The sequence below is a fragment of the Cupriavidus sp. GW822-FHT03E04 genome (assembly GCF_058801495.1).
Window position 1 is genome coordinate 25,441 of sequence record NZ_JBXANI010000024.1, and the last position, 18,675, is coordinate 44,115.

Annotated in this window: 17 protein-coding genes; 8 read left to right on the forward strand and 9 right to left on the reverse strand. The window is 66.1% G+C overall.

The genetic code is table 11. The annotated features are described in order from the left end of the window. Window positions 1-312 precede the first annotated feature (312 nt). A complete protein-coding gene (fliD, locus tag AC1RQC_RS29900; protein ID WP_492885501.1) occupies window positions 313-1,749 on the forward strand; it encodes a flagellar filament capping protein FliD in 1,437 nt (478 codons plus the stop codon). A gap of 141 nt (window positions 1,750-1,890) precedes the next feature. Beyond that, entirely contained in the window at window positions 1,891-3,597 is a 1,707-nt protein-coding gene (locus AC1RQC_RS29905) for an MBL fold metallo-hydrolase (RefSeq protein WP_492370618.1), read from the forward strand. Between the two features lie 118 nt (window positions 3,598-3,715). Here AC1RQC_RS29905 and AC1RQC_RS29910 read toward each other — a convergent pair whose 3' ends face one another. Next, window positions 3,716-4,282 carry a TetR/AcrR family transcriptional regulator gene (locus AC1RQC_RS29910; RefSeq protein ID WP_492370619.1) on the reverse strand — a complete coding sequence of 189 codons (567 nt, stop codon included), beginning with the start codon at window positions 4,280-4,282 and terminating at the stop codon, window positions 3,716-3,718. Window positions 4,283-4,592: 310 nt separating this feature from the next. Continuing rightward, window positions 4,593-5,105 (reverse strand): copper resistance protein CopQ, encoded by a 513-nt coding sequence (locus tag AC1RQC_RS29915; protein ID WP_492885503.1) that lies wholly within the window; start codon window positions 5,103-5,105, stop codon window positions 4,593-4,595. A gap of 670 nt (window positions 5,106-5,775) precedes the next feature. On the opposite strand from AC1RQC_RS29915, the gene AC1RQC_RS29920 reads away from it, so the two are divergent. Then, the gene (locus AC1RQC_RS29920; RefSeq protein ID WP_150985789.1) at window positions 5,776-6,099 is read left to right on the forward strand and encodes a hypothetical protein; all 324 of its coding nucleotides are present in this window, start codon (window positions 5,776-5,778) and stop codon (window positions 6,097-6,099) included. A gap of 182 nt (window positions 6,100-6,281) precedes the next feature. Here AC1RQC_RS29920 and AC1RQC_RS29925 read toward each other — a convergent pair whose 3' ends face one another. Further along, complete coding sequence (locus AC1RQC_RS29925; RefSeq protein ID WP_492885552.1) at window positions 6,282-7,511, reverse strand: FAD-dependent oxidoreductase; 1,230 nt, start codon at window positions 7,509-7,511, stop codon at window positions 6,282-6,284. A 49-nt stretch (window positions 7,512-7,560) separates the two neighbouring features. Continuing rightward, window positions 7,561-8,046: a hypothetical protein gene (locus AC1RQC_RS29930; RefSeq protein ID WP_492885505.1), complete on the reverse strand. Its 486-nt coding sequence runs from the start codon at window positions 8,044-8,046 to the stop codon at window positions 7,561-7,563. Between the two features lie 114 nt (window positions 8,047-8,160). Here AC1RQC_RS29930 and AC1RQC_RS29935 point away from each other — a divergent pair, with 114 nt between their 5' ends. The 5 genes from AC1RQC_RS29935 to AC1RQC_RS29955 all read left to right on the forward strand — a co-directional run bounded on the left by AC1RQC_RS29935 (window position 8,161) and on the right by AC1RQC_RS29955 (window position 14,192). Continuing rightward, window positions 8,161-9,027: an AraC family transcriptional regulator gene (locus AC1RQC_RS29935; protein WP_492370622.1), complete on the forward strand. Its 867-nt coding sequence runs from the start codon at window positions 8,161-8,163 to the stop codon at window positions 9,025-9,027. A gap of 139 nt (window positions 9,028-9,166) precedes the next feature. Continuing rightward, the gene (locus AC1RQC_RS29940) at window positions 9,167-9,604 is read left to right on the forward strand and encodes a MarR family winged helix-turn-helix transcriptional regulator (RefSeq protein WP_492370623.1); all 438 of its coding nucleotides are present in this window, start codon (window positions 9,167-9,169) and stop codon (window positions 9,602-9,604) included. Between the two features lie 39 nt (window positions 9,605-9,643). Further along, window positions 9,644-11,170, forward strand: coding sequence for an efflux transporter outer membrane subunit (locus tag AC1RQC_RS29945; RefSeq protein WP_492828591.1), 1,527 nt, complete (start codon window positions 9,644-9,646; stop codon window positions 11,168-11,170). Window positions 11,171-11,244: 74 nt separating this feature from the next. Next, window positions 11,245-12,516: an HlyD family secretion protein gene (locus AC1RQC_RS29950; RefSeq protein ID WP_492885507.1), complete on the forward strand. Its 1,272-nt coding sequence runs from the start codon at window positions 11,245-11,247 to the stop codon at window positions 12,514-12,516. A gap of 110 nt (window positions 12,517-12,626) precedes the next feature. Further along, window positions 12,627-14,192 (forward strand): DHA2 family efflux MFS transporter permease subunit, encoded by a 1,566-nt coding sequence (locus AC1RQC_RS29955; protein ID WP_492370626.1) that lies wholly within the window; start codon window positions 12,627-12,629, stop codon window positions 14,190-14,192. 47 nt (window positions 14,193-14,239) lie between these two features. Here AC1RQC_RS29955 and AC1RQC_RS29960 read toward each other — a convergent pair whose 3' ends face one another. From AC1RQC_RS29960 to AC1RQC_RS29980, 5 genes are read right to left on the reverse strand one after another with little or no spacing between them, the layout of a single operon-like run. After that, window positions 14,240-14,878, reverse strand: a complete 639-nt coding sequence (locus AC1RQC_RS29960; protein WP_492885509.1) for a hypothetical protein — start codon at window positions 14,876-14,878, stop codon at window positions 14,240-14,242. Beyond that, window positions 14,875-15,513, reverse strand: a complete 639-nt coding sequence (locus AC1RQC_RS29965) for an SCO family protein (protein ID WP_492885511.1) — start codon at window positions 15,511-15,513, stop codon at window positions 14,875-14,877. The genes AC1RQC_RS29960 and AC1RQC_RS29965 overlap by 4 nt, the downstream gene beginning before the upstream one ends. Window position 15,514: 1 nt before the next feature. Then, window positions 15,515-16,123: a c-type cytochrome gene (locus AC1RQC_RS29970; protein WP_492885513.1), complete on the reverse strand. Its 609-nt coding sequence runs from the start codon at window positions 16,121-16,123 to the stop codon at window positions 15,515-15,517. Window positions 16,124-16,139: 16 nt separating this feature from the next. Next, the gene (locus tag AC1RQC_RS29975) at window positions 16,140-16,742 is read right to left on the reverse strand and encodes a cbb3-type cytochrome c oxidase subunit II (protein WP_492370630.1); all 603 of its coding nucleotides are present in this window, start codon (window positions 16,740-16,742) and stop codon (window positions 16,140-16,142) included. 3 nt (window positions 16,743-16,745) lie between these two features. Continuing rightward, window positions 16,746-18,347 carry a cbb3-type cytochrome c oxidase subunit I gene (locus AC1RQC_RS29980; RefSeq protein WP_492370804.1) on the reverse strand — a complete coding sequence of 534 codons (1,602 nt, stop codon included), beginning with the start codon at window positions 18,345-18,347 and terminating at the stop codon, window positions 16,746-16,748. Window positions 18,348-18,675: the final 328 nt, after the last annotated feature.

The window sequence follows — 18,675 nt, forward strand, 5'->3', positions numbered from 1 at the left end:
GAGCCGGGGTGAAATCAGCAGCATCTTAATGGCCAGTGGCGTCCCACGGCTGTCCCGGCGTATCCGTATCTACCCTCGTGTCGACAACATCAAGGGCGACGCGACAGCCAGGCCACTGGCACCGGATTTCCTGCCAGGAACCAGCGGCTTGTCGCAATACAGCGCACGCTTATGGCGACGCCATCGATCAGTACCTCGCCCGAGGAAGCCCTGCGTGCCGGCCGTATCATCCGCGCGCAACTGGCTCTCCTGACCAGCCGGGCCGCTTCGGCGGGCCGGCCTCCTCCAACATGCAATTAAGGGATTGCAACCATGGCTATTTCCTCGATAGGAGTCGGGTCCCAGCTGGACCTGAGCACCTTGCTGGACAATCTGCAAAAGGCGGAAGAGACCAAGCTCACTGCCCTGACCAAGAAGGCCACCGTCCACACCACCAAGCTCTCCGCTTATGGTCTGCTGCAAGGCGCGCTGGCTTCGTTCCAGAATGCCGCCAGCGCGCTCGGCTCGGCGAGCCTGTACAACAGCAGCACCACCACCTCCAGCAATACCGGCGTGCTGGGCGTCGTGGCCGACAAGTCCGCCTTGGCGGGCAGCTATGCCGTCAAGGTGTCGCAGCTGGCGCAGTCGCAAACGCTGGTGTCCAATGGCATCACCGACAGCACGGGCCAGTTGCTGGGCAGCGCCAAGATCACGATCGAATTCGGCACCACCGAGGGCGCCGTCTTCACGCCCGGCACCGCCAAGCCTGCCTCGATCAACATCAACGGCACCAACAATACGCTGGCCGGCATCCGCGATGCGATCAATGCATCCAACTCGGGCGTAACCGCCAGCATCGTCAACGATGGCGGCAGCACGCCGTACCGCATGGTACTGACGTCCAACACCACGGGCGCCAAGTCCAGCATGCGCATCTCCGTGGACAGCAACGGCGCCGGCGACCCCAGCACCATTGCCGGCTTGCTGGCGTATGACCCGGCCGGCACCAAGGCGATGAAGCAGAACATCGAGGCCCTCGATGCCAAGCTGAACATCAACGGCATCGACGTGAGCAGCCCGACCAACTCGGTGCAAGGCGCCGCGCCGGGCCTGACGCTGAACCTGCTGAGCAAGGGCGATAGCACGGTGACCGCCGTCACCGACACCGGGACGATGGCTGCCGCCGTACAGAGCTTTGTCACGGCCTACAACACGCTGCAAAGCACCGCCGCGAAGCTGTCCGCCTTCGACAAGAGCAACAAGGGCACGCAGTCGCCGCTGCTGGGCGATGCTACGCTGCGCACGATCCAGAACCAGTTGCGCTCCGTGTTCAACGCGCCGCAGACCGCCACCAGCGACTCCAGCCTGGTCAACCTGACCCAGATCGGGATCTCGTTCAAGGCCGACGGCTCCATGGGGCTCGACACCGCCAAGCTGAACAAGGCGCTCGCCACCAACCGGACCGGCGTGGCGCAGCTGTTCAGCGGTGCCGACGGCAAGTCCGGCTATGGCAATCAACTGACGGAAATGGTGAAATCGTTCAGTGCCACAAAGGGCGCGCTGACGACGGCCACCGAAGGCCTCAACACCAACCTGAAGGACCTCGACAGCGCCTACACCCGCACCTCCGCGGGGATCGACGCCACGATGGCACGCTATCGCGCGCAGTTCCAGCAGCTTGACCTGATGATGACCCGGATGAACTCCACCAAAACCTACCTCACGCAGCAATTCGCAGCGATGAACAAAACAACGTCCAACCAGCAGTAATCAGCACCGCAGCCGTCCTGCCCGCAAGTGCGGGACGGCCCCGCTAACGGCTTACCGTCCTCGCTTTCCCTTGGTGGCATAACCGTGCGATGCCGCTACACTGTCGCCTGATCCTAGCCAGTCCATCAGGAACCGCCCCATATGCGCGAACAAGAACAGAGCGGAAACACCCCTCCTTTACGATCCCCCTCGCTGCGTCAAGCCGCAAGCATCCTGGTAGTGCGCGATGGCGCGGCCGGCATGGAAGTGCTGCTGGTGCGTCGCCCCGAGCGCGACGACGACCGCAGCAGCGGCGCCTTCGTCTTTCCCGGCGGCACGCTCGACCCCCAAGACAAGACCCTGCACGACGCCAGCGCCGGCCTGGACGATGCCGCGGCCAGCACCCGTCTCAAGCTGCCTGACGGCGGCCTGGATTTCTACCTGGCAGCCGTGCGCGAGTGTTTCGAGGAAGCCGGCCTGCTGTTCGCGAGCGATGCCAGCGGCAAGCTGATCGCGCTGGACACGCTGGATGCCACGCAGCAGGCATGGCTGCGGCAATCCGCGCGCAGCGGTGGGCCGGGCATGGCGCAGCTCTGCGAGCGCCTTGGCGTGCGCCTGGCTGTGGACCGCCTGGCGTATCACAGCCACTGGCTGACGCCACCCGGCTTGCCCAAGCGCTTCGACACGCGTTTTTTCGTGGCCGTGGCGCCCGCCGGCCAGTCCGCCACGCACGATGGCGACGAGGCCGTGGAGCATCTCTGGATACGCCCGAGCGATGCCATCGATCCGGCGCGCGGCCTGAAGCTGGTGGCCGTCACGCGGCGCACGCTAGCGTCGATTGCCCGCTTCGACACTGCTCAGGCCTGCTTTGACCATGCGGCGCAGCTGCGCGACATTGCGCGCATCATGCCGCGCCTGGCCCAAGGCGGCGGTGGCCTGCGGCCCGTGCTGCCCAGCGAGCCCGCCTATGCCGAGATCGAGCGCATCGACCCGCAAGGCCAGGGCCATGCGCGCTATGAGCTGGCGACCGGCGCCGCGGTACGCCTGTCCGAGCGCATCTGGCGCGTCACCGCCGGCAATGGCAGCGTGATGACCGGGCCCGGCACCAATACGTATTTCGTGGGCGATCCGGCGCGCAACGAATGGGCCGTGATCGATCCGGGCCCCGACGACGAAGCCCATGTGGCCGCCGTGCTGGCGGCCGCGCCAGGCCCGATCCGCTGGATCCTGGCCACCCACACCCACATCGACCACTCGCCGGCGGCATCCAGGCTCAAGGCCGCCACCGGCGCGCCGGTGCTGGGCCGCCCCGCGCCGCAGACGCCACGCCAGGACCAGACCTTCCAGCCCGAGCGCATCCTGGCGCACGGCGAGCGCCTGGCGCTGGGCGAAGGCTGCACGCTGCGTGTCGTCCACACGCCGGGCCATGCATCCAATCATCTTTGCTTCCTGCTCGAGGAAGAAAAGACCCTGTTCACCGGCGACCACGTGATGCAGGGATCCACCGTCGTCATCAATCCGCCCGACGGTGACATGCGCGCGTACCTGGCCTCGCTGGCCGCGTTGCAGGACGAAGACCTGGAATGGCTCGCGCCCGGCCACGGCTTCCTGATGCCCCGGCCCGTGGATGCCATCCGCACCTTGATCCGCCATCGCATGCAGCGTGAGGCAAAGGTGCTCAACGGGCTACGGGAGCTTGGCGAGACCGGCATCGACGCCCTGCTCCTGCGCGTCTACGACGACGTGCCGGAGCGCATGCTCCCGGTGGCAAAGCGCTCGCTGCTGGCGCACCTGCTCAAGCTGGTGGAGGACGGCCGCGTGCAGGAGTCCGACGAGACGTGGCAGGTGCCCAAGCACGCAGCAGGTTGAAACGCGGCGCTCAGATGCAAACAAAAAGCCGACCTCGACAGGTCGGCTTTTTCATGTGCCAGCAGCGGGCTGCCATCTCGTCCGATACTTCCTGGATATTTGAAACGTCTTGTCCGTCTTACTCGGATACCGAAGCCATCAGCAGGTCCGCGGCGGACTCCAGCCGCTCAGGCGCCCCAAACAGCCGCGCAACGATCAGGCCGTTCTGCAGCGCGCCGTAGATCACCTGCGCCAGCGCGCGAGCCGTCACCGGGTAGACCTTGCCGTATTCCTTCTGCGCGCGCTCGATCAGCCCCATCAGCCAGTTCTCGTTCATGCGGTAGAACGCCTTGAGCTCGGCGTGAACCGACTCCGGCAGGCACAGCGTCTCGGTGGACAACATGCCCGCGAGGCAGATCTGGTCGCCGCATGCCGCGGTACGCAGGAAGTTTAGGTAGCCCTCGGCTTGCGCGGCAGGGGGAAGCGAAGCATCCACGCTACGCAGCCGCTCGGAGATGCGGGCGCTGTATTCCTTCACCGCCTCCAGCACCAGGTCGTCCTTGGCGGGGAAGTAATAATGGATGCTCGACGTCTTCACGCCGACCAGCTCGGCCAGGTCGCGATAGCTGAAACCATTGAAACCGCGCCGGCGGATAAGCACCAACGTGTGTTCGAGCAGTTGTTCGCGTACGGATTGCGTTTTCATAGCGTGATCTTATCTATCTATCGGTAGATCCTCAAGCCAATTTCGTGTGCAGTCGCAACAAGCCGGCTTAGTTGGCCTAAGTTACGCCTCAATTGCGCTTATCACCGCCCTATGTCGGCTCACGCCGGGAGCACTTGCGCCACCACGGTGATTGCAGAGCCACTGGCGACACAGAGAACCACCCAGCCGGCCAGGATAAGGAAGCTGTCCCGTAAGTTCATGATGCACCCCTACTCTATTTCACGCTCACTCTGTTTCCCAACCGCTATCGGGCATCCGTGCGGCGATCGCCGGGATGCCCATGCCGCGCTCAGGCATTGGCGCCTTCGCTGAACACGTCGAACTTGCCGCCACGCGCGCCATCGGTGTAAGCGTCAACGCTGCGGGCCGGGCTGGCGGAGACGCCGCTGCGATCCAGGCCGGCTACCACGCGGGCACCATCCGTGTACGGGTCAGCCTTGCCAACGCGTGCGCCTTCGGTGAACGGGTCGAACTTGCCGCTGCGCGCGCCGTCGGTATAAGCGTCAACGCTGCGGGCCGGGCTAGCCGACACACCCGTGCGGTCCAGGCCGGCCACGATGCGGGCGCCGTCCGAGTACGGGTCAGCCTTGCCAACGCGTGCGCCTTCGGTGAACGGGTCGAACTTGCCGCTGCGCGCGCCGTCGGTGAAGGCGTCGGGCGTGGTGGTGCGGAACACGTAGCCGTACTTGTCACCCGAGAACGTGCTGTCCTTCGGGCCCGAAGCCTGGGCAGTGCCGGCAACGAAAGCAGCAGCAAGGGCGGCGGCGGTGATCAGGGTCTTGGCGAAGAGGCTCGAGGTCATGATGTTCTCCATTTGCATTTGAGGACCCGCGCTTGGGCGGAATCGAATCGGTACGCTTTGGAACCCTTCGCTTCCTTCGCCTGTTATCTACTAGTAGATAGATGAGCTGGCCAAAAAAAAACGGGAATTCCCCGGGTGATGCGCTGGATCCTCTTTCCTGCTGCAGCTTTTCTTGCTGGGGCGGAGCAGCGGCTTCCATGTGTTGAATATTATCTACTGGTAGATAGATAGTCAAGGGGTTTTTTAGATCGGAGACCAGAAGTCCAGGATACAGCGCAAAGCGCACATGGACCGTGGCGATACGCTCGAAGAAAGGCTGGGAAAGCCGGGAAAGCCAGAAAAATCGGGGAAGGCACCGGCCGCTGCACACGTTTCGCACTCCGGGAAAGGGCGCGGCCGAAAGGAAAAAGCGCAACAAGGATTTACAACGTTTTACTACGGCCTCTCTGGATTCACTCCTAGGATGAACTGTGCGGGACGCGGCATAGGCAGGCGGGGACGAGTTCTCATGCGCCCTGGCCTGCCTTCACTAGCGTGCCCCGCTGGCCCATCGAGGTTACCGCCCCAGCTTGCCTGGCGTGGCGCAGATGCCAGCTATTCCGGCCGGCCTGTGACCGGGCGCACCCTCGCTGAACCACAGGCGACCACCTCCTTACCACCGGAGCAAGAGATGCGCAGAGTACTCACGTTGACGTTACTTGTCGCCGCCGCAACGGCTTCAGGCTTGAGCTATGGCCAGCAGAAGAAGTTCGACCCGTACACCGACGGGGCCAAGGCCGGCAAGGCCGATCCCTATACAGATGGGGCGAAAACCGGCAAGTTCGATCCGTACACGGATGGTGCGAAGCAATCCACGCAAATGGACCTGAATGCCACGCAAGGCAAGCCCGATCCCTATACGGACGGAGCCAAGGCCGGCAAGGCTGATCCCTATACGGATGGCGCCAAGGCCGGCAAGGCCGACCCATACACGGACGGCGCGAAATCGAAGTAGCGAGCAGCTGAAAGGCGCGGCCACCCACGTGCCGCGCCGCCGCGTGGCAATGCTCGCTCCCGGGCAATAGCGCCCCGGGTTCGGATCTTTGCGGCGGCAACCGCGCGCGGCCCCTTCGCTTGGCCGCGCTGGGTGCGCTTGTGTGCGCCAGGTCGCGTCACCGCCTTCCCAGATCACCACGCCTAGCCGGCCAGGACCCGCTCCGCTTGCCGGCCGCTGGCGCCCAGCAACACCTCTGTCCCGCGCTGCGACGCCAGGATGGCGCGCGCGCTGTATTCCCGCATCACGGTTTCGTAGCCGCCAATGGCCGCCCGCAGCGAGCGGCGGCCGGCGGCGGCCTCGCCCAGCTGCCGCGATAGCAGGAGCGCATCGTGCAGCGCCGTGTTTGCCCCCAGGCCGCCGGCCGGGCTCATGGCATGGATGGCGTCTCCCAACACCGTGACAGCACTGCTTGGCCAGGCAGCGGGCACATCTGCCGCCCTGACGGGCACCATGGCCAGCGAGGCTCGATCGCTCAGCTGGAACAGCGGGCGCAGCCCGGCATGCCACCCAGCCGAGATGCGTTCGAGGCGCGCGGCAAGCGCGTCCTGTTGCAACGCGTCTCCGGCTTCCCAGCCGATGCCAAGGGTTTCGCGCGCGCCGACGATGGCCCAGTAGAGGTAGTCGCCAGGCATGCTCAGGCGGTACCCCGCGGGCGGCGGGCGGAACCGCATCGGATCGATGATGACGGCCAGGCCATCGCCAAAGACGATCGACGTCCTGGCCGGCAGCAAGCCGGATAGCCGCACCAGCGTGGCAGGCGTGGGATAGGTCTTGCCATAGAGGCAGGCAAACCCGGTATCGGCCGGTGCCGCGCCCGGCAGGCGCCGCCGGCGCACCCTTGAATTAACGCCATCCGCCGCGACGAGCAGGTCCGATACAGTGGATGAACCATCGGAGAAGCCCGTTTGCACGCGAGCGTCTCCGTCCTCGCGGTAACGCACAAATACCTTGCCGAAATGCACCCGGTCCTCGATGCCATGCATCAGGACTTCGCGCAGCGTCTGGCGGTTCACGCTCAGGTCTTCCGCTTCCGCTTCCACTTCCGCTGCGGCGGACGCATCGCCCCGGCCACGCCGCCACGCCTCCACCCACCTGCCGCTGACAGCCTCGAGCCCGGTGTCGACTATGTTGACGCCAGCGTTGGGGATGGCGCTGGTCGACTGGAACACGCTGAACAAAGCCGCCGGCAGGCAACCTTTCAAGGCCTCTTGGCCAGCGTGGTCGATCCGGATGCGGTAGCCCTGCGTACGGCTGGCCAGTGCGGTGTCGCGCTCATAGACATCGAAGGCAATGCCGCGCTGCTTGAGCCCTTGCGCCAGGCATAAGCCTCCCAGGCCGGCGCCGACGATGGTGATGTGCAGTGGTTTCATAGGCACGGAGAATGTCGCGGTTTGGGCCATGACGGTGGTTGTACAGCGCTCAACGCGCGGCTGCCCGGGGTGCCTGCGCATCCGCGGACGCATCCGGCGTGGTCTCGTTCAGCGCCCGCGCGGCCAGCGAAAGCGCGTCGGCCATGGTGGCGCAAATCGCCATGGGAATGCCGAAGGCCTTGACGGCAAGCAACGCCTGGGCCCTGAGCGCGGCCCGCTTGACCGGGTCGGGCTCGATGTGGACCAGCGCCTTGCATACCGCGCCGAGCGGCGCCTTGTACTGTTTCAGCCACAAGGCGCGCTGCTTGCGGTCCTCATGCGTTTCCTCCGCTGGCCGCTGGTCATGGATCAGGACGAAGGGCCGGCCCTGCTCGACCAGCGCGGTCATCTCCTCGCGCCACTGGATTGCATAGCCCGGCTGCATGGCCGGCGTGCGGCCGATCACGATGGGAAAGCGGCTGGCGTCGTAAATCTGGAAGCTGGGTGTTGCGGATATGGCCGGGATTGCCGGTACGGCGGGGATTGCGGTCTGCATATGGATCTCCTGCGGCGCGGGGAAGTGTGGATGGCAGCGCCTTGGGAGCAAGTATCCGGCGGATTCGGGTAGACTCGATATCGTTATCCTGCCTAAAAATAATGAGTTTCAGCCATGTCGTCGCATCCATCCCATCCTGCGTCCTCAGCCCGCGTGACGGCGGAAACGGAAAGCCTGCTGGCCGCCTTTGCCGACACCAGCGAACAGCCGGACGGCCCTGCCCTGATTGCCATGCGCGGCGCCGACAAGGCGGACAACGAGTTCCGGCTCGGTACGCGTGAGCTGGGCTGGCACAGCCACGTGCGCGGCCAGCTGTTCTGCATCGACAACGGCCTGGTACATGTCCGCACGCGGCGCGGCTCCTGGCTGCTGCCCGCTCAGCGGGCTGGCTGGATGCCGCCGGGAGAAATGCATCGGGTCACGATCAGCGGCGTGCTGAGCGGCTGGAATGTGTGGATCGCGCCCGCCGCGGCACAAGACCTGCCCGGCATGCCCTGCGTGGTAGGGACCAGCGATGTCATGCGCGCGCTGATCAGCCGCGCTGCGTCGTGGCCTTCGCCGTTCACGCTGGACGCCGCACAGGAGCGGATCATCGCCGTGCTGCTCGATGAGATCCGGCAGGCGCCACAACAACCCCTGCACCTGCCGCTGCCCAGCGACCGGCGTGCCTGCCGCATCAGCGACGCCATCCTGGCGCAGCCAGACGATCACCGCAGCCTGGTGGAATGGGCGGCCTGGGCCGGCTTGTCCGCGCGCACGCTTTCCCGCCTGTTCCTGGGCGAGACCGGCCTGAGCTTTGCCAACTGGCGGCAGCAGGCCCGGCTCACGCTGGCGCTGGAGCGGCTCGCGCGCGGCGAGGCCGTGGGCGAGGTTGCGCAGGCGCTGGGCTACGCCACGCCAAGCAACTTCATCGCCATGTTCCGCCGTGCGTTTGGCGATTCTCCGGCCCGGTATTTCGCCAGCCGCGAGGTGCATGCGTAGCCATCCGTGCCGGGAAGCGGCGCATTGGTAACCTGCGGGCCGCCTTCTCCGCACGCGCTAAACAATGTAGATTCTGACCTTGAATTTATCTGACTCATCAAATATTATCCAGCCAGCAGACGGAAGACGGGAGGCAGCCATGAAGCACTACACGAAAGGGACTTTCAACCTGACGGATAGCGTCGGTTTTTATCTCAACAAGGCCCGCAATCTTGTGCTGATGGAGATGGACGCGGCCCTGAAGGAGCTGGATATCACCGCCCAGCAGATGGGCATCCTGCTGTCGCTGTCGCGCGGCACGGCCACCACCCCGTTCGAGCTGAGCAAGCTGCTGGTGATCGACACAGGCCTGATGACCCGCATCCTCGACAAGCTGGAGCACAAGGGCCTCTTGACCCGCTCGCGCAGCGTGGATGACCGCCGCGTGGTGAACCTGGAGCTCACCGCCAAGGGCCACAGCGTTGCCGACCAGATCCCGGAGATCGCCCCCGAGGTGCTCAATGCGCGCCTCAAGGATTTCAGCAAGAGCGAGTTCAACGAATTGTTGCGCCTGCTCGACAAATTCTCGGCCGCCTGAGCGCGTCTTTTTTTAACCATTTATCTGACAAATCAGAAAATGAAAACGCAGACTTCTCGAACGACTGGCCGCGCCCTGCGCTCCGCCAAGGTCCTGCCCCTGCTGCTCAGCGCCTGGCTGGCCGGCTGCGCCAGCTACGCGGGCATCTCCAGCGACAAGCACGTCGCCGAGCCCACCGCGCTGGAAACCACCGCCAGCCTGCCCCCCGAGCAAGGCCACTGGCCTGCGGCCGACTGGGCCGCCCAGTTCGGCGACGCGCAGCTGCGCGCGCTGATTGCCGAGGCGCTCGAAGGCAGCCCGTCGATCGACATGGCCAAGGCTCGCCTGGCCGCCGCCGCTGCCTACAGCGAAGGCGCCAATGCCAACACCTTGCCGCGCGTGGATGCCGGTTACGCCTTGACCCGCCAGCAGTACTCGGCCACGGCCATGGTGCCGCCGCCAGTCGCGGGTTCCTGGCAGACCGAAAACCGTGGCGTGATCAGCGCCGCCTATGAACTCGACCTGTGGGGCAAGAACCGCGAAGCGCTGGCCTCGTCGGTCTCCGCCCGCCGCGCCGCCGAGGCGGAATCGGAACAGGTCCGCCTGTCCGTCAGCTCGGCCGTGGCCCGCGCCTATAACGAACTGGCCCGCCTGTACGCCCTGCTCGACATCGCCCAGGACGAAGTCAGCCAGCGCAGCGCGCTGGCCCGCATTACCCGCGCCCGCGCCGCCTCCGGCCTGGACACCGAAGTGGAACAACGCACCGCCGACGCCAACCTCGACGCCAGCAACGCGGTGGTCACGGCACTCAATGGCGCCATCCTCAATGCCCGCTACCAGCTGGGCGCCTTGCTTGGCCGCGGCCCGGACCGCGGGCTGGCCCTCGCGCGGCCCACGCTGAGCCCCGGCGATGCCGTGCGCCTGCCGGACAACCTCCCGGCCGACCTGGTCTCGCGCCGCCCCGACATCGTTGCCGCACGGTGGCGCGTGGATGCCAGCACCCACGACATCAAGGTGGCCAAGGCCAGCTTCTACCCCGACATCAACCTGAGCGCCGCGATTGGCCTGGATGCCTTTGGCTTTGGCCGCTTTCTCACCGCCGCCAGCCGCACCGCCAGCGCCGGCCCGGCCATTCACCTGCCGATCTTCGATGCCGGCGCGCTGCGCGCGCAGTTGAAGGGCCGCTACGCGGAATTCGACCTGGCGGTGGCGAACTACAACCAGACGCTGATCGGCGCCCTGACCGACGTGGCGACGCAACTGGCCCAGATCCGCACGATCGATGCGCAACTGGTTGATGCACTGCGCGCCGAGCAGAACAGCCGCCGTGCGCGCGACCTGGCCCTTGCGCAATATCGCCAGGGCCTGACGACCCAGCTCACCGTGCTGAACGCGGAAACCAGCGCGCTGGCCCGCACCCAGGCGGTGGCCCAGCTGCGCATGACGCGCCGCGACCGCCAGATCGCGCTGGCGGCGTCTCTTGGCGGCGGCTACACGGATACGCCCGGCGTGGCGCCCACCGCGGCGGGCGCCACGCCGCCAGTCCTTCGCGCCGCCGCGCCGGGCGCTCCCGAACAGCCGCAATAGCCATAACAACCGCAATAACCGCAATAACGCTCAACGCCGATAACGCCACCGATACAGCGACCGAGGTGATCAAAATGACCGAAGCTACCCAGACCGAAACCACCGCCGGCAACAACAACAGCAGCAGCACCGCCCCCGCCAGCAAGATGGCCACCCGCAAGCGCCTGCTCGCCGCGCTGGGCCTGGTCTCCCTGATTGCTGCCGGCGGCTACGCTGGCTACTACTTCACCTACGCCGTGCATCACGAAGACACCGACGACGCCTACGTCAACGGCAACCTCGTGCAGCTCACGCCGCAGGTCAGCGGCACCGTGATCAGCGTCAACGCCGACGACACGCAGATCGTCCAGGCCGGCGAAGCCGTGGTCAACCTCGACCCGGCCGATGCGCAGGTCGCGCTGGGCAATGCCCAGGCTCAGCTCGCGCAAACGGTGCGCCAGGTCAGCGCCCTCTACGTCAACAACAACGTCTATCAAGCCGCGATCCAGCAGCGCCAGGCCGACCTGGCCAAGGCCCGCGACGACTTCCAGCGCCGCAGCCAGGTGACGGAAACCGGGGCCGTGTCCGCGGAAGACGTGGCCCACGCCCGCGACGCGGTCAAGACCGCCGAGGCCACGCTCGAAGCCGCCCGCCAGCAACTTGCCTCCAACCGCACCATGACCGACCAGACCACGGTCGCCGAGCACCCTGCCGTACAGGCCGCCGCCGCCAAGCTGCGCGACGCGCATCTCGCCCTGGCGCGCAACACGCTGCCGGCGCCGGTCACGGGCTATGTGGCGCGCCGCTCGGTGCAGGTCGGCCAGCGCGTAGCCCCGGGCGCGCCGATGATGGCCATCGTCCCGCTGGATGGCGTGTGGGTGGATGCCAACTTCAAGGAAGTACAGCTCCAGCACATGCGAATCGGCCAGCCGGTTGTGCTGCGCGCGGACGTGTACGGCAGCAGCGTGCGCTATCACGGCCGCGTGGTGGGCTTCTCCGCCGGCACCGGCAGCGCGTTCTCGGCGTTGCCGGCACAAAACGCCACCGGCAACTGGATCAAGGTCGTGCAACGCCTGCCCGCCCGCATCGAGCTCGACCCAGCGGAGCTGCGTGCGCACCCGCTGCAGATCGGCTTGTCGATGCAGGTCGACGTGGACACCAGGGACCGCAGCGGTGCGCAACTCGGCGCGGTCAAGAAAACCACCTACAGCACCAATGTCTACCGTGGCTATGGGGAGCAAGCCGATGCTGAAATCGCTCGCATCATCGCGCTGAACAGCACCTCGGGCGCATCCAGCCAGGGCGCACAGGCCACTGCGGTTGCCGCGAAGACGGCTGAAAAACCGGCCAAAGGTGCTGTCCTGTAATGCCTTGCCAGGATTTTTCTTCGTTATTTATCTGATAACTCAGATTTTTAAATAGCAATCAAATCCGGCAAGAGCCTGCCGACACCAGCCAGAGACACGTCGAGTTCAACATGGAAAACGCCAACACAGCCGAACCGCTCCAGCCCCCGCCGCTTACCGGCGGCAAGCTGGTGCTCGCCACCTTCGCGGTAGCGCTCGCCACCTTCATGAACGTGCTCGACTCGTCGATCGCCAACGTGGCCATTCCCACCATCTCCGGCAACCTCGGTGTGTCGGTGGACGAAGGCACGTGGGTCATCACGCTGTTCGCCGCCGCCAACGCGGTATCGATCCCGCTTACAGGCTGGTTGACCCAGCGCATCGGGCAAATCCGCCTGTTCGTGGGCGCCATCCTGCTGTTCGTGCTGTCATCCTGGCTGTGCGGCATTGCGCCCAACCTGCCGATCCTGCTGGCCGCGCGCGTGCTGCAAGGCGCCGTGGCCGGCCCGCTGATTCCGCTCTCGCAGGCCATCCTGCTTGGCTCGTATCCCAAGCGACGCAGTTCCACAGCGCTGGCGCTGTGGGCCATGACGGCCACCGTGGGCCCGATTGCCGGCCCGGCGCTGGGCGGCTGGATGACCGACCGCTACTCCTGGTCGTGGATCTTCTACATCAACATTCCCGTCGGCCTGTTCGCCGCCGCCGTCACCTGGATCATCTACCGCTCGCGTGAAACACCGAAGCGCGCGCTGCCGATCGACAAGGTTGGCCTGGCTTCGCTCATCACCTGGGTGGCAGCGCTGCAGATCATGCTCGACAAGGGCAAGGATCTCGACTGGTTCCATTCGTCGCTGATCGTGGGCCTGGGCGTCGTTGCGTTGATCAGCTTCATCTTCTTCGTGATCTGGGAGCTGACCGAGGAACATCCGATCGTCGATCTCAAGCTGTTTGCCGGGCGCAACTTCCTGGGCGGCACCGTGGCGATCTCGGTAGCCTACGGCGTGTTCTTCGCCAACCTGGTCCTGCTGCCGCAATGGATGCAGCAGTACCTTGGCTACCCGGCCGTGAATGCCGGCCTGGTGACCGCACCGCTGGGCATCTTCGCCGTGATACTGGCGCCGGCGCTGGGCAAGATCATGCCGCGCTCCGATGCGCGGGTGCTGGCGACCATGGCCTTTGCCGGCTTCGCCGCAGTGTTCTTCATGCGCTCGGGCTACACCACCACCGTGGACACCTGGACGCTGGTGCTGCCCACATTGTTGCAAGGCATCCCCACCGCGCTGTTCTTCGTGCCGCTGACCGCGATCATCCTGTCGGGGCTGTCACCGGACAAGATTCCGGCCGCCGCGGGCCTGTCGAACTTTGCTCGCGTGTTCACCGGCGCGGTAGGGACGTCGCTGGCCAGCACGGCCTGGAACGACCGCAATGTCCTGCACCACTCGCAACTCGCGGAGCAGGCCAGCCAGCACAACCCGGCCTTTGTGCACGCGCTGGAAGCCTTGCAGGCGACGGCCGGCTTCAGCCATGACCAGGCGATGGCGTTCTTCGAACGCAGCCTCACCACGCAAGCCGCCATGCTTGGATTGAACGATATCTTCTGGATCTCGGGCGTGATCTTCATCGCGATCATTCCGCTGATCTGGTTCACCAAGCCGGCCAAGGGCGGCAATGCTGCCGCTGGTGCGGCAGCGCATTAAAGGCGCGCGGAAGCTTGCAGGAACGGGCGGCAAACCAACCTACTTGCCTACTTGCCGCCTTGCCCCGCCGTCCCGTGGGGCTGCTCTGCCCTCCTGGCGGCCCATAGCAGCAACCACATGCCCAGCAGGCCCGAATAGATCACCAGGCCCACGCCCGCGATGCGCTGGTCGGCCAGCAGGTAGCTGGCGCAAAGGCGCGTCTCGCTATCGATGAACAGCATCCCGACGGTCAGGCCCATCCATACGTAGTTGCCGCCGATGAACAGCACCGGCGGCCACGCGCTCGCCTTGAAACCGAAATGCGCGGCGACGCCCGCTGCCACCACCAGCGCGTACTTGGCCACCAGGGTCGGAAATTCCAGCCGGCTGAGGTCCAGCGCGACGGGAAGCATCCATGCGCCGTAGGCCAGCAGGGCAAACGCCAGCAGGCTCAGCGCGTAGGGCCGCAACGCCGCCGTGATCCGCTCGCGCCGCGCGTCCGAGATCAGCCAGGGCAGCGCACAGCCCGCGCAGAACAGGCCCGGCAGCAGCACCAGCATCTGCAGCGTCATCGAGCCCTCCAGCAAGGTATGCGCACGCGGCACGCACAGCGCCACGGCTAGCGCCGCCAGCCCGCCGGCAAGACCGGCCCGGCGCGCCCGCCAATGGCGGAGCCACGGCTGCTGCACGGTGGCTTGCGGGCTCATGGCAGATGCCTGCGCGCGAAATCGTAGGCCTGCTGGTAATCGGCCAGCGTGTAGACGGCCAGCACCCGGCCATGGGCGTCAGTCACGTGCACGCCGCCGTTGTGCTCGAAGCCGCCGAGGCCGTCCGGGATAGCGATAACATCCGCGTCGCGCAGCAGCGCCTGCATGGCGGGCGCGGCGACGGGCGCGGCCACCTGCCAGCCAGGCAGTTGCGCATGGTGCTCCCTGGCATAAGCGGCAAGGCTGGCGGTGTCGTCGCCGGCGGGATCGAAAGACAGGGAAACCAGGCCAATGCGGCCGTCCATGCCATCGGCACGGATGCGGCCCTGCAATTGCTCGAACTCTGAGCCGAGCGCGCGGCACACGCTCAGGCAGCGCGTGTAGATGAAATCCACCAGGAAGAGCCGCGCGCCCTGGTCCCGCCCGGCGCCGAACAGCCGCGCGGGCTCGCCCGCTTGATTGCGCGTCTCGATGACCGGCAGCACCAGCGCGCCTTGCGCAATGCGCGTCTCGCGCCGGTCGTCCAGCGTCCAGGCGGTAAAGCCCAAGGTGAGATAGCGCAAACCCGCGACGGCCAGCACCAGCACCAGCAACAAGGCCAATGCCGGCCACGCCGGGCGAGTGCGTGACAGCATGCTAGCCACCCGGCGCGCCAAGCGCGGCATCGCCGTCGAACGGTGCGGTCATGGCCGCAGTCTGCGCGCGCGCCGCCTTGACGATATCTTCCGTCATCGCCGGCGAGGTGTTGCCCCACTGGCTGCGCGCATGCGTGAGCACCGCCGCGATCTCGGCATCGCTCAACTGATCCGCGAATGCCGGCATGGCGCCGTTGTAAGTGGTGCCCTTGACCGTCAGCTTGCCGGTGATGCCGCGCAGCACGATGGAGGCAACCTTGGCGTCCTTGCCGTTGACCCATTCCGAGCCGGCCAGCGGCGGGAACACCCCCGGCAAGCCCTGCCCCGTGGCCTGGTGGCAAGCCACGCAGCGCGCCTGGAACACGGCGGCGCCATCCACGGCACCGCCAGCGGCCTTGCCGCCGCCCTGGAGATCGGCCAAGGTACGGCGGTCGCCCAGTTCCGCCGGCGCGTTGATGGGCGCGGTGGCGATATACCAGCAGCCCCAGGCTACCAGGGCCACCACCAGCACCAGCACCACCTTGGGCATGGGTGCGCGGTTTTCATGCGGGTCCGCATTCTCGCGGGATCGGGCCGCGGCGGCACGGCGCTTTTCCGATGGGCTGTCCATCTGTGTCTCCGGGGGGCTACGGCGCGGCCTTGGCCGCGGGCGGCGCGGGCAGGACGGCGCCAGTGCGGTTCAACGATTGCAGGTACGAAACCAGGTCGAGCGCGGTTGCCGTGGCCACCACGATCTTGCCCGGCGGATTGAAGGCCTCCGGCAGGTTGACCACCTTGTCGCCGGGGTCCGCCTTGTCCTTCACGTCGAACAGGAACGGATAGCTCGGCATGATGCTGCCGGGCACGTAGGCGCGCGGCTGGAACAGGTGGCCGAGGTGCCAGTCGGCACTCGGCTGGCGCACGCCGATGTTCATCAGGTCAGGCCCGGTGCGCATGGTGCCAAGCAAGTGCGGGTGGTCGTAGTAGTAATCGCCGGCCACCGACACCCGGCCCCAGCCACGCTTGGCGTCCGGCGCGAACGAGGCGTCGCGCGGCTGCTGCGAATGGCAATAGACGCAGCCGTTGGCGATATAGACCTCGCGCCCGCGCAGTTGCGCGGCGGAATACGGCTTGACGCCTTCGGTGGGCTTGACGTCCCGGAGTTGCAGATAGGGGATCACGACCAGCGCGCTCGTTGCCAGCGCGAGCATGGTCATGCCGCCGGCCAGCAGGGCTTTTTCATTGTTCACGATTCAGGCTCCCAGTGCCCGCTTGCGGCCTTGGTGGAACAAGGCGGGCCGGTCCCGGTTAGGTCCCAGGCCAAGGATGGCGCAGACAAAATTGGCGACGAAGAAGAGATGGCCAAGGAGCATCATGCCGCCACCGACCGAGCGCGCTTTCAGGTAAGGGATGGTGACGGCCACGGAGTCCATGAAGGGCTTGCTGGCATCGAGCATGGCATAGCCTTGCAGCGTGCCGCCGATGGACAGCCCGATGAAGTACACGCCGATGCCGGCCACCGCGAGCCAGAAGTGCGCGTAGATCAGCCAGCGGTACGGCCACTCGCGGCCGGTCACGCGCGGCACCATGAAGTAGATGGCGCCAAAGAACGCAAAGCTGACAAAGCCGTACAGTCCCAGATGCGCGTGCGCCACCGTGTAGTGCGTGAAATGGGTCACGCGGTTGACGGCCCGCAGCGCCTCGAACGAGCCTTGTGCCGAGCTCAGCGTATACATCATGCCGCCGAAGGTGACGAAGCGCAGCGTGGGCGAATCGATCAGCCGGTGGAAATGGCCGCGCATGGTCTGGTGCTGGTTGATCGAGAACGCGATCACGGGCACCAGCATCATCATGCTCTGCACGATGGACAAGGTAATCAGCCAGCCCGGCACCGGCCCGCCGATCAGGTGATGGCCGCCGACCTGGCCATAGAAGAACGCCAGCGCCCAGAAGCCCAGCAAGGACAAGCCGTAGGAACGCACGGGCTGGCCGATGATCTTGGGCAGGAAGTAATAGATGGAAGCCAGCGCCAGCGGCGTGTAGAACAAGCCAAGCACGTTATGGCCGAACCACCAGTTCATGGTGGCCTGCTCCACGCCGAAATGCAGCCCGGGGATGTTCGCCACCAGGAACAGCACGGGGAACCAGAACAGCGCGCAGCCCATGTACCAGACCGAGACGTAGAGGTGATCCACTTTGCGGTTCACCAGCGTGAGCACCAGCGGCATGCCCACCAGCGCGCCGCCGGCCACGAGCAGGATGTCGACCTGCCACGGGATCTCCAGCCACTCCAGGCCGTCCGAGATCCCGGCCGCGATGCTCCCCAGCCCGGCAATGAGCCCGGCGTTCCACAAGGCCGCGCCGAGTACGGCGTACTTCGCGCCGGCCAGGCGCGTCTTGAGCAGGCGAGGCAGCAGGAACAGCGCGATGGACAAGCCGGCCATCGGTGCCCAGCCATAGGCCACGGCGTTCAGGTGGATGGTGCGGATGCGGCCGAACGACAGCCACGGCACCGTGGCCAGCAAGTCGGGCTCGTGCAACTTGACCGAGGCCGTCAGCCCCGCCAGCGACGCCACCACCAGCCACACCATGGCGCAGCAGATGAACAGGAAGACCACGGGCGCCGAGGATTCGTCCGCGATATCGCGCGAGGTGTCGTACGCGGCGTCGCCTGCGGCCCCGTGCGGCTTGTCCGCGGCAGGGTCTTCCGGCCGCCCCGCCTCCCCGCGGTCGAAGATCACGTTGGCCGCGGCTGGCGAGGTATCGAAGAAGCCCTTCTGCATGCTCCAGATAAAGGCCGCGAGCGCGACCACCGAGAGCAGGAAGGCGGATAGCAGGATGGCGATGGTGCTCATGGGACGTTTCGGTTGCTGCCGCATCAGGTGCGTGGCGACGATTGCCGGGCGCCGAGCCACCAGCTTGGCAAAGCGCTCGACCCTGTGGGTGGTTTTGTTGCGGATGTGCCGGCGGCGGCCGGCGGCCAAGGCCTCCCCCCCCCGGGGCCTTCTTCAAGATGCTCATCAAAACTTAGCTCTTTTTTTTGGAGGGCGGCGCCGCCTGGGCAAAAAACGGCCTTGCCCGGGTACGTCACAGGCCCCGTCCCGTGCAGAGTAGGTAGTGAATGGCTAAGCCGCCATAGCCACTTTCCAGATTTTTCTGGTGACCACTAGCGGGCGGGCAGGC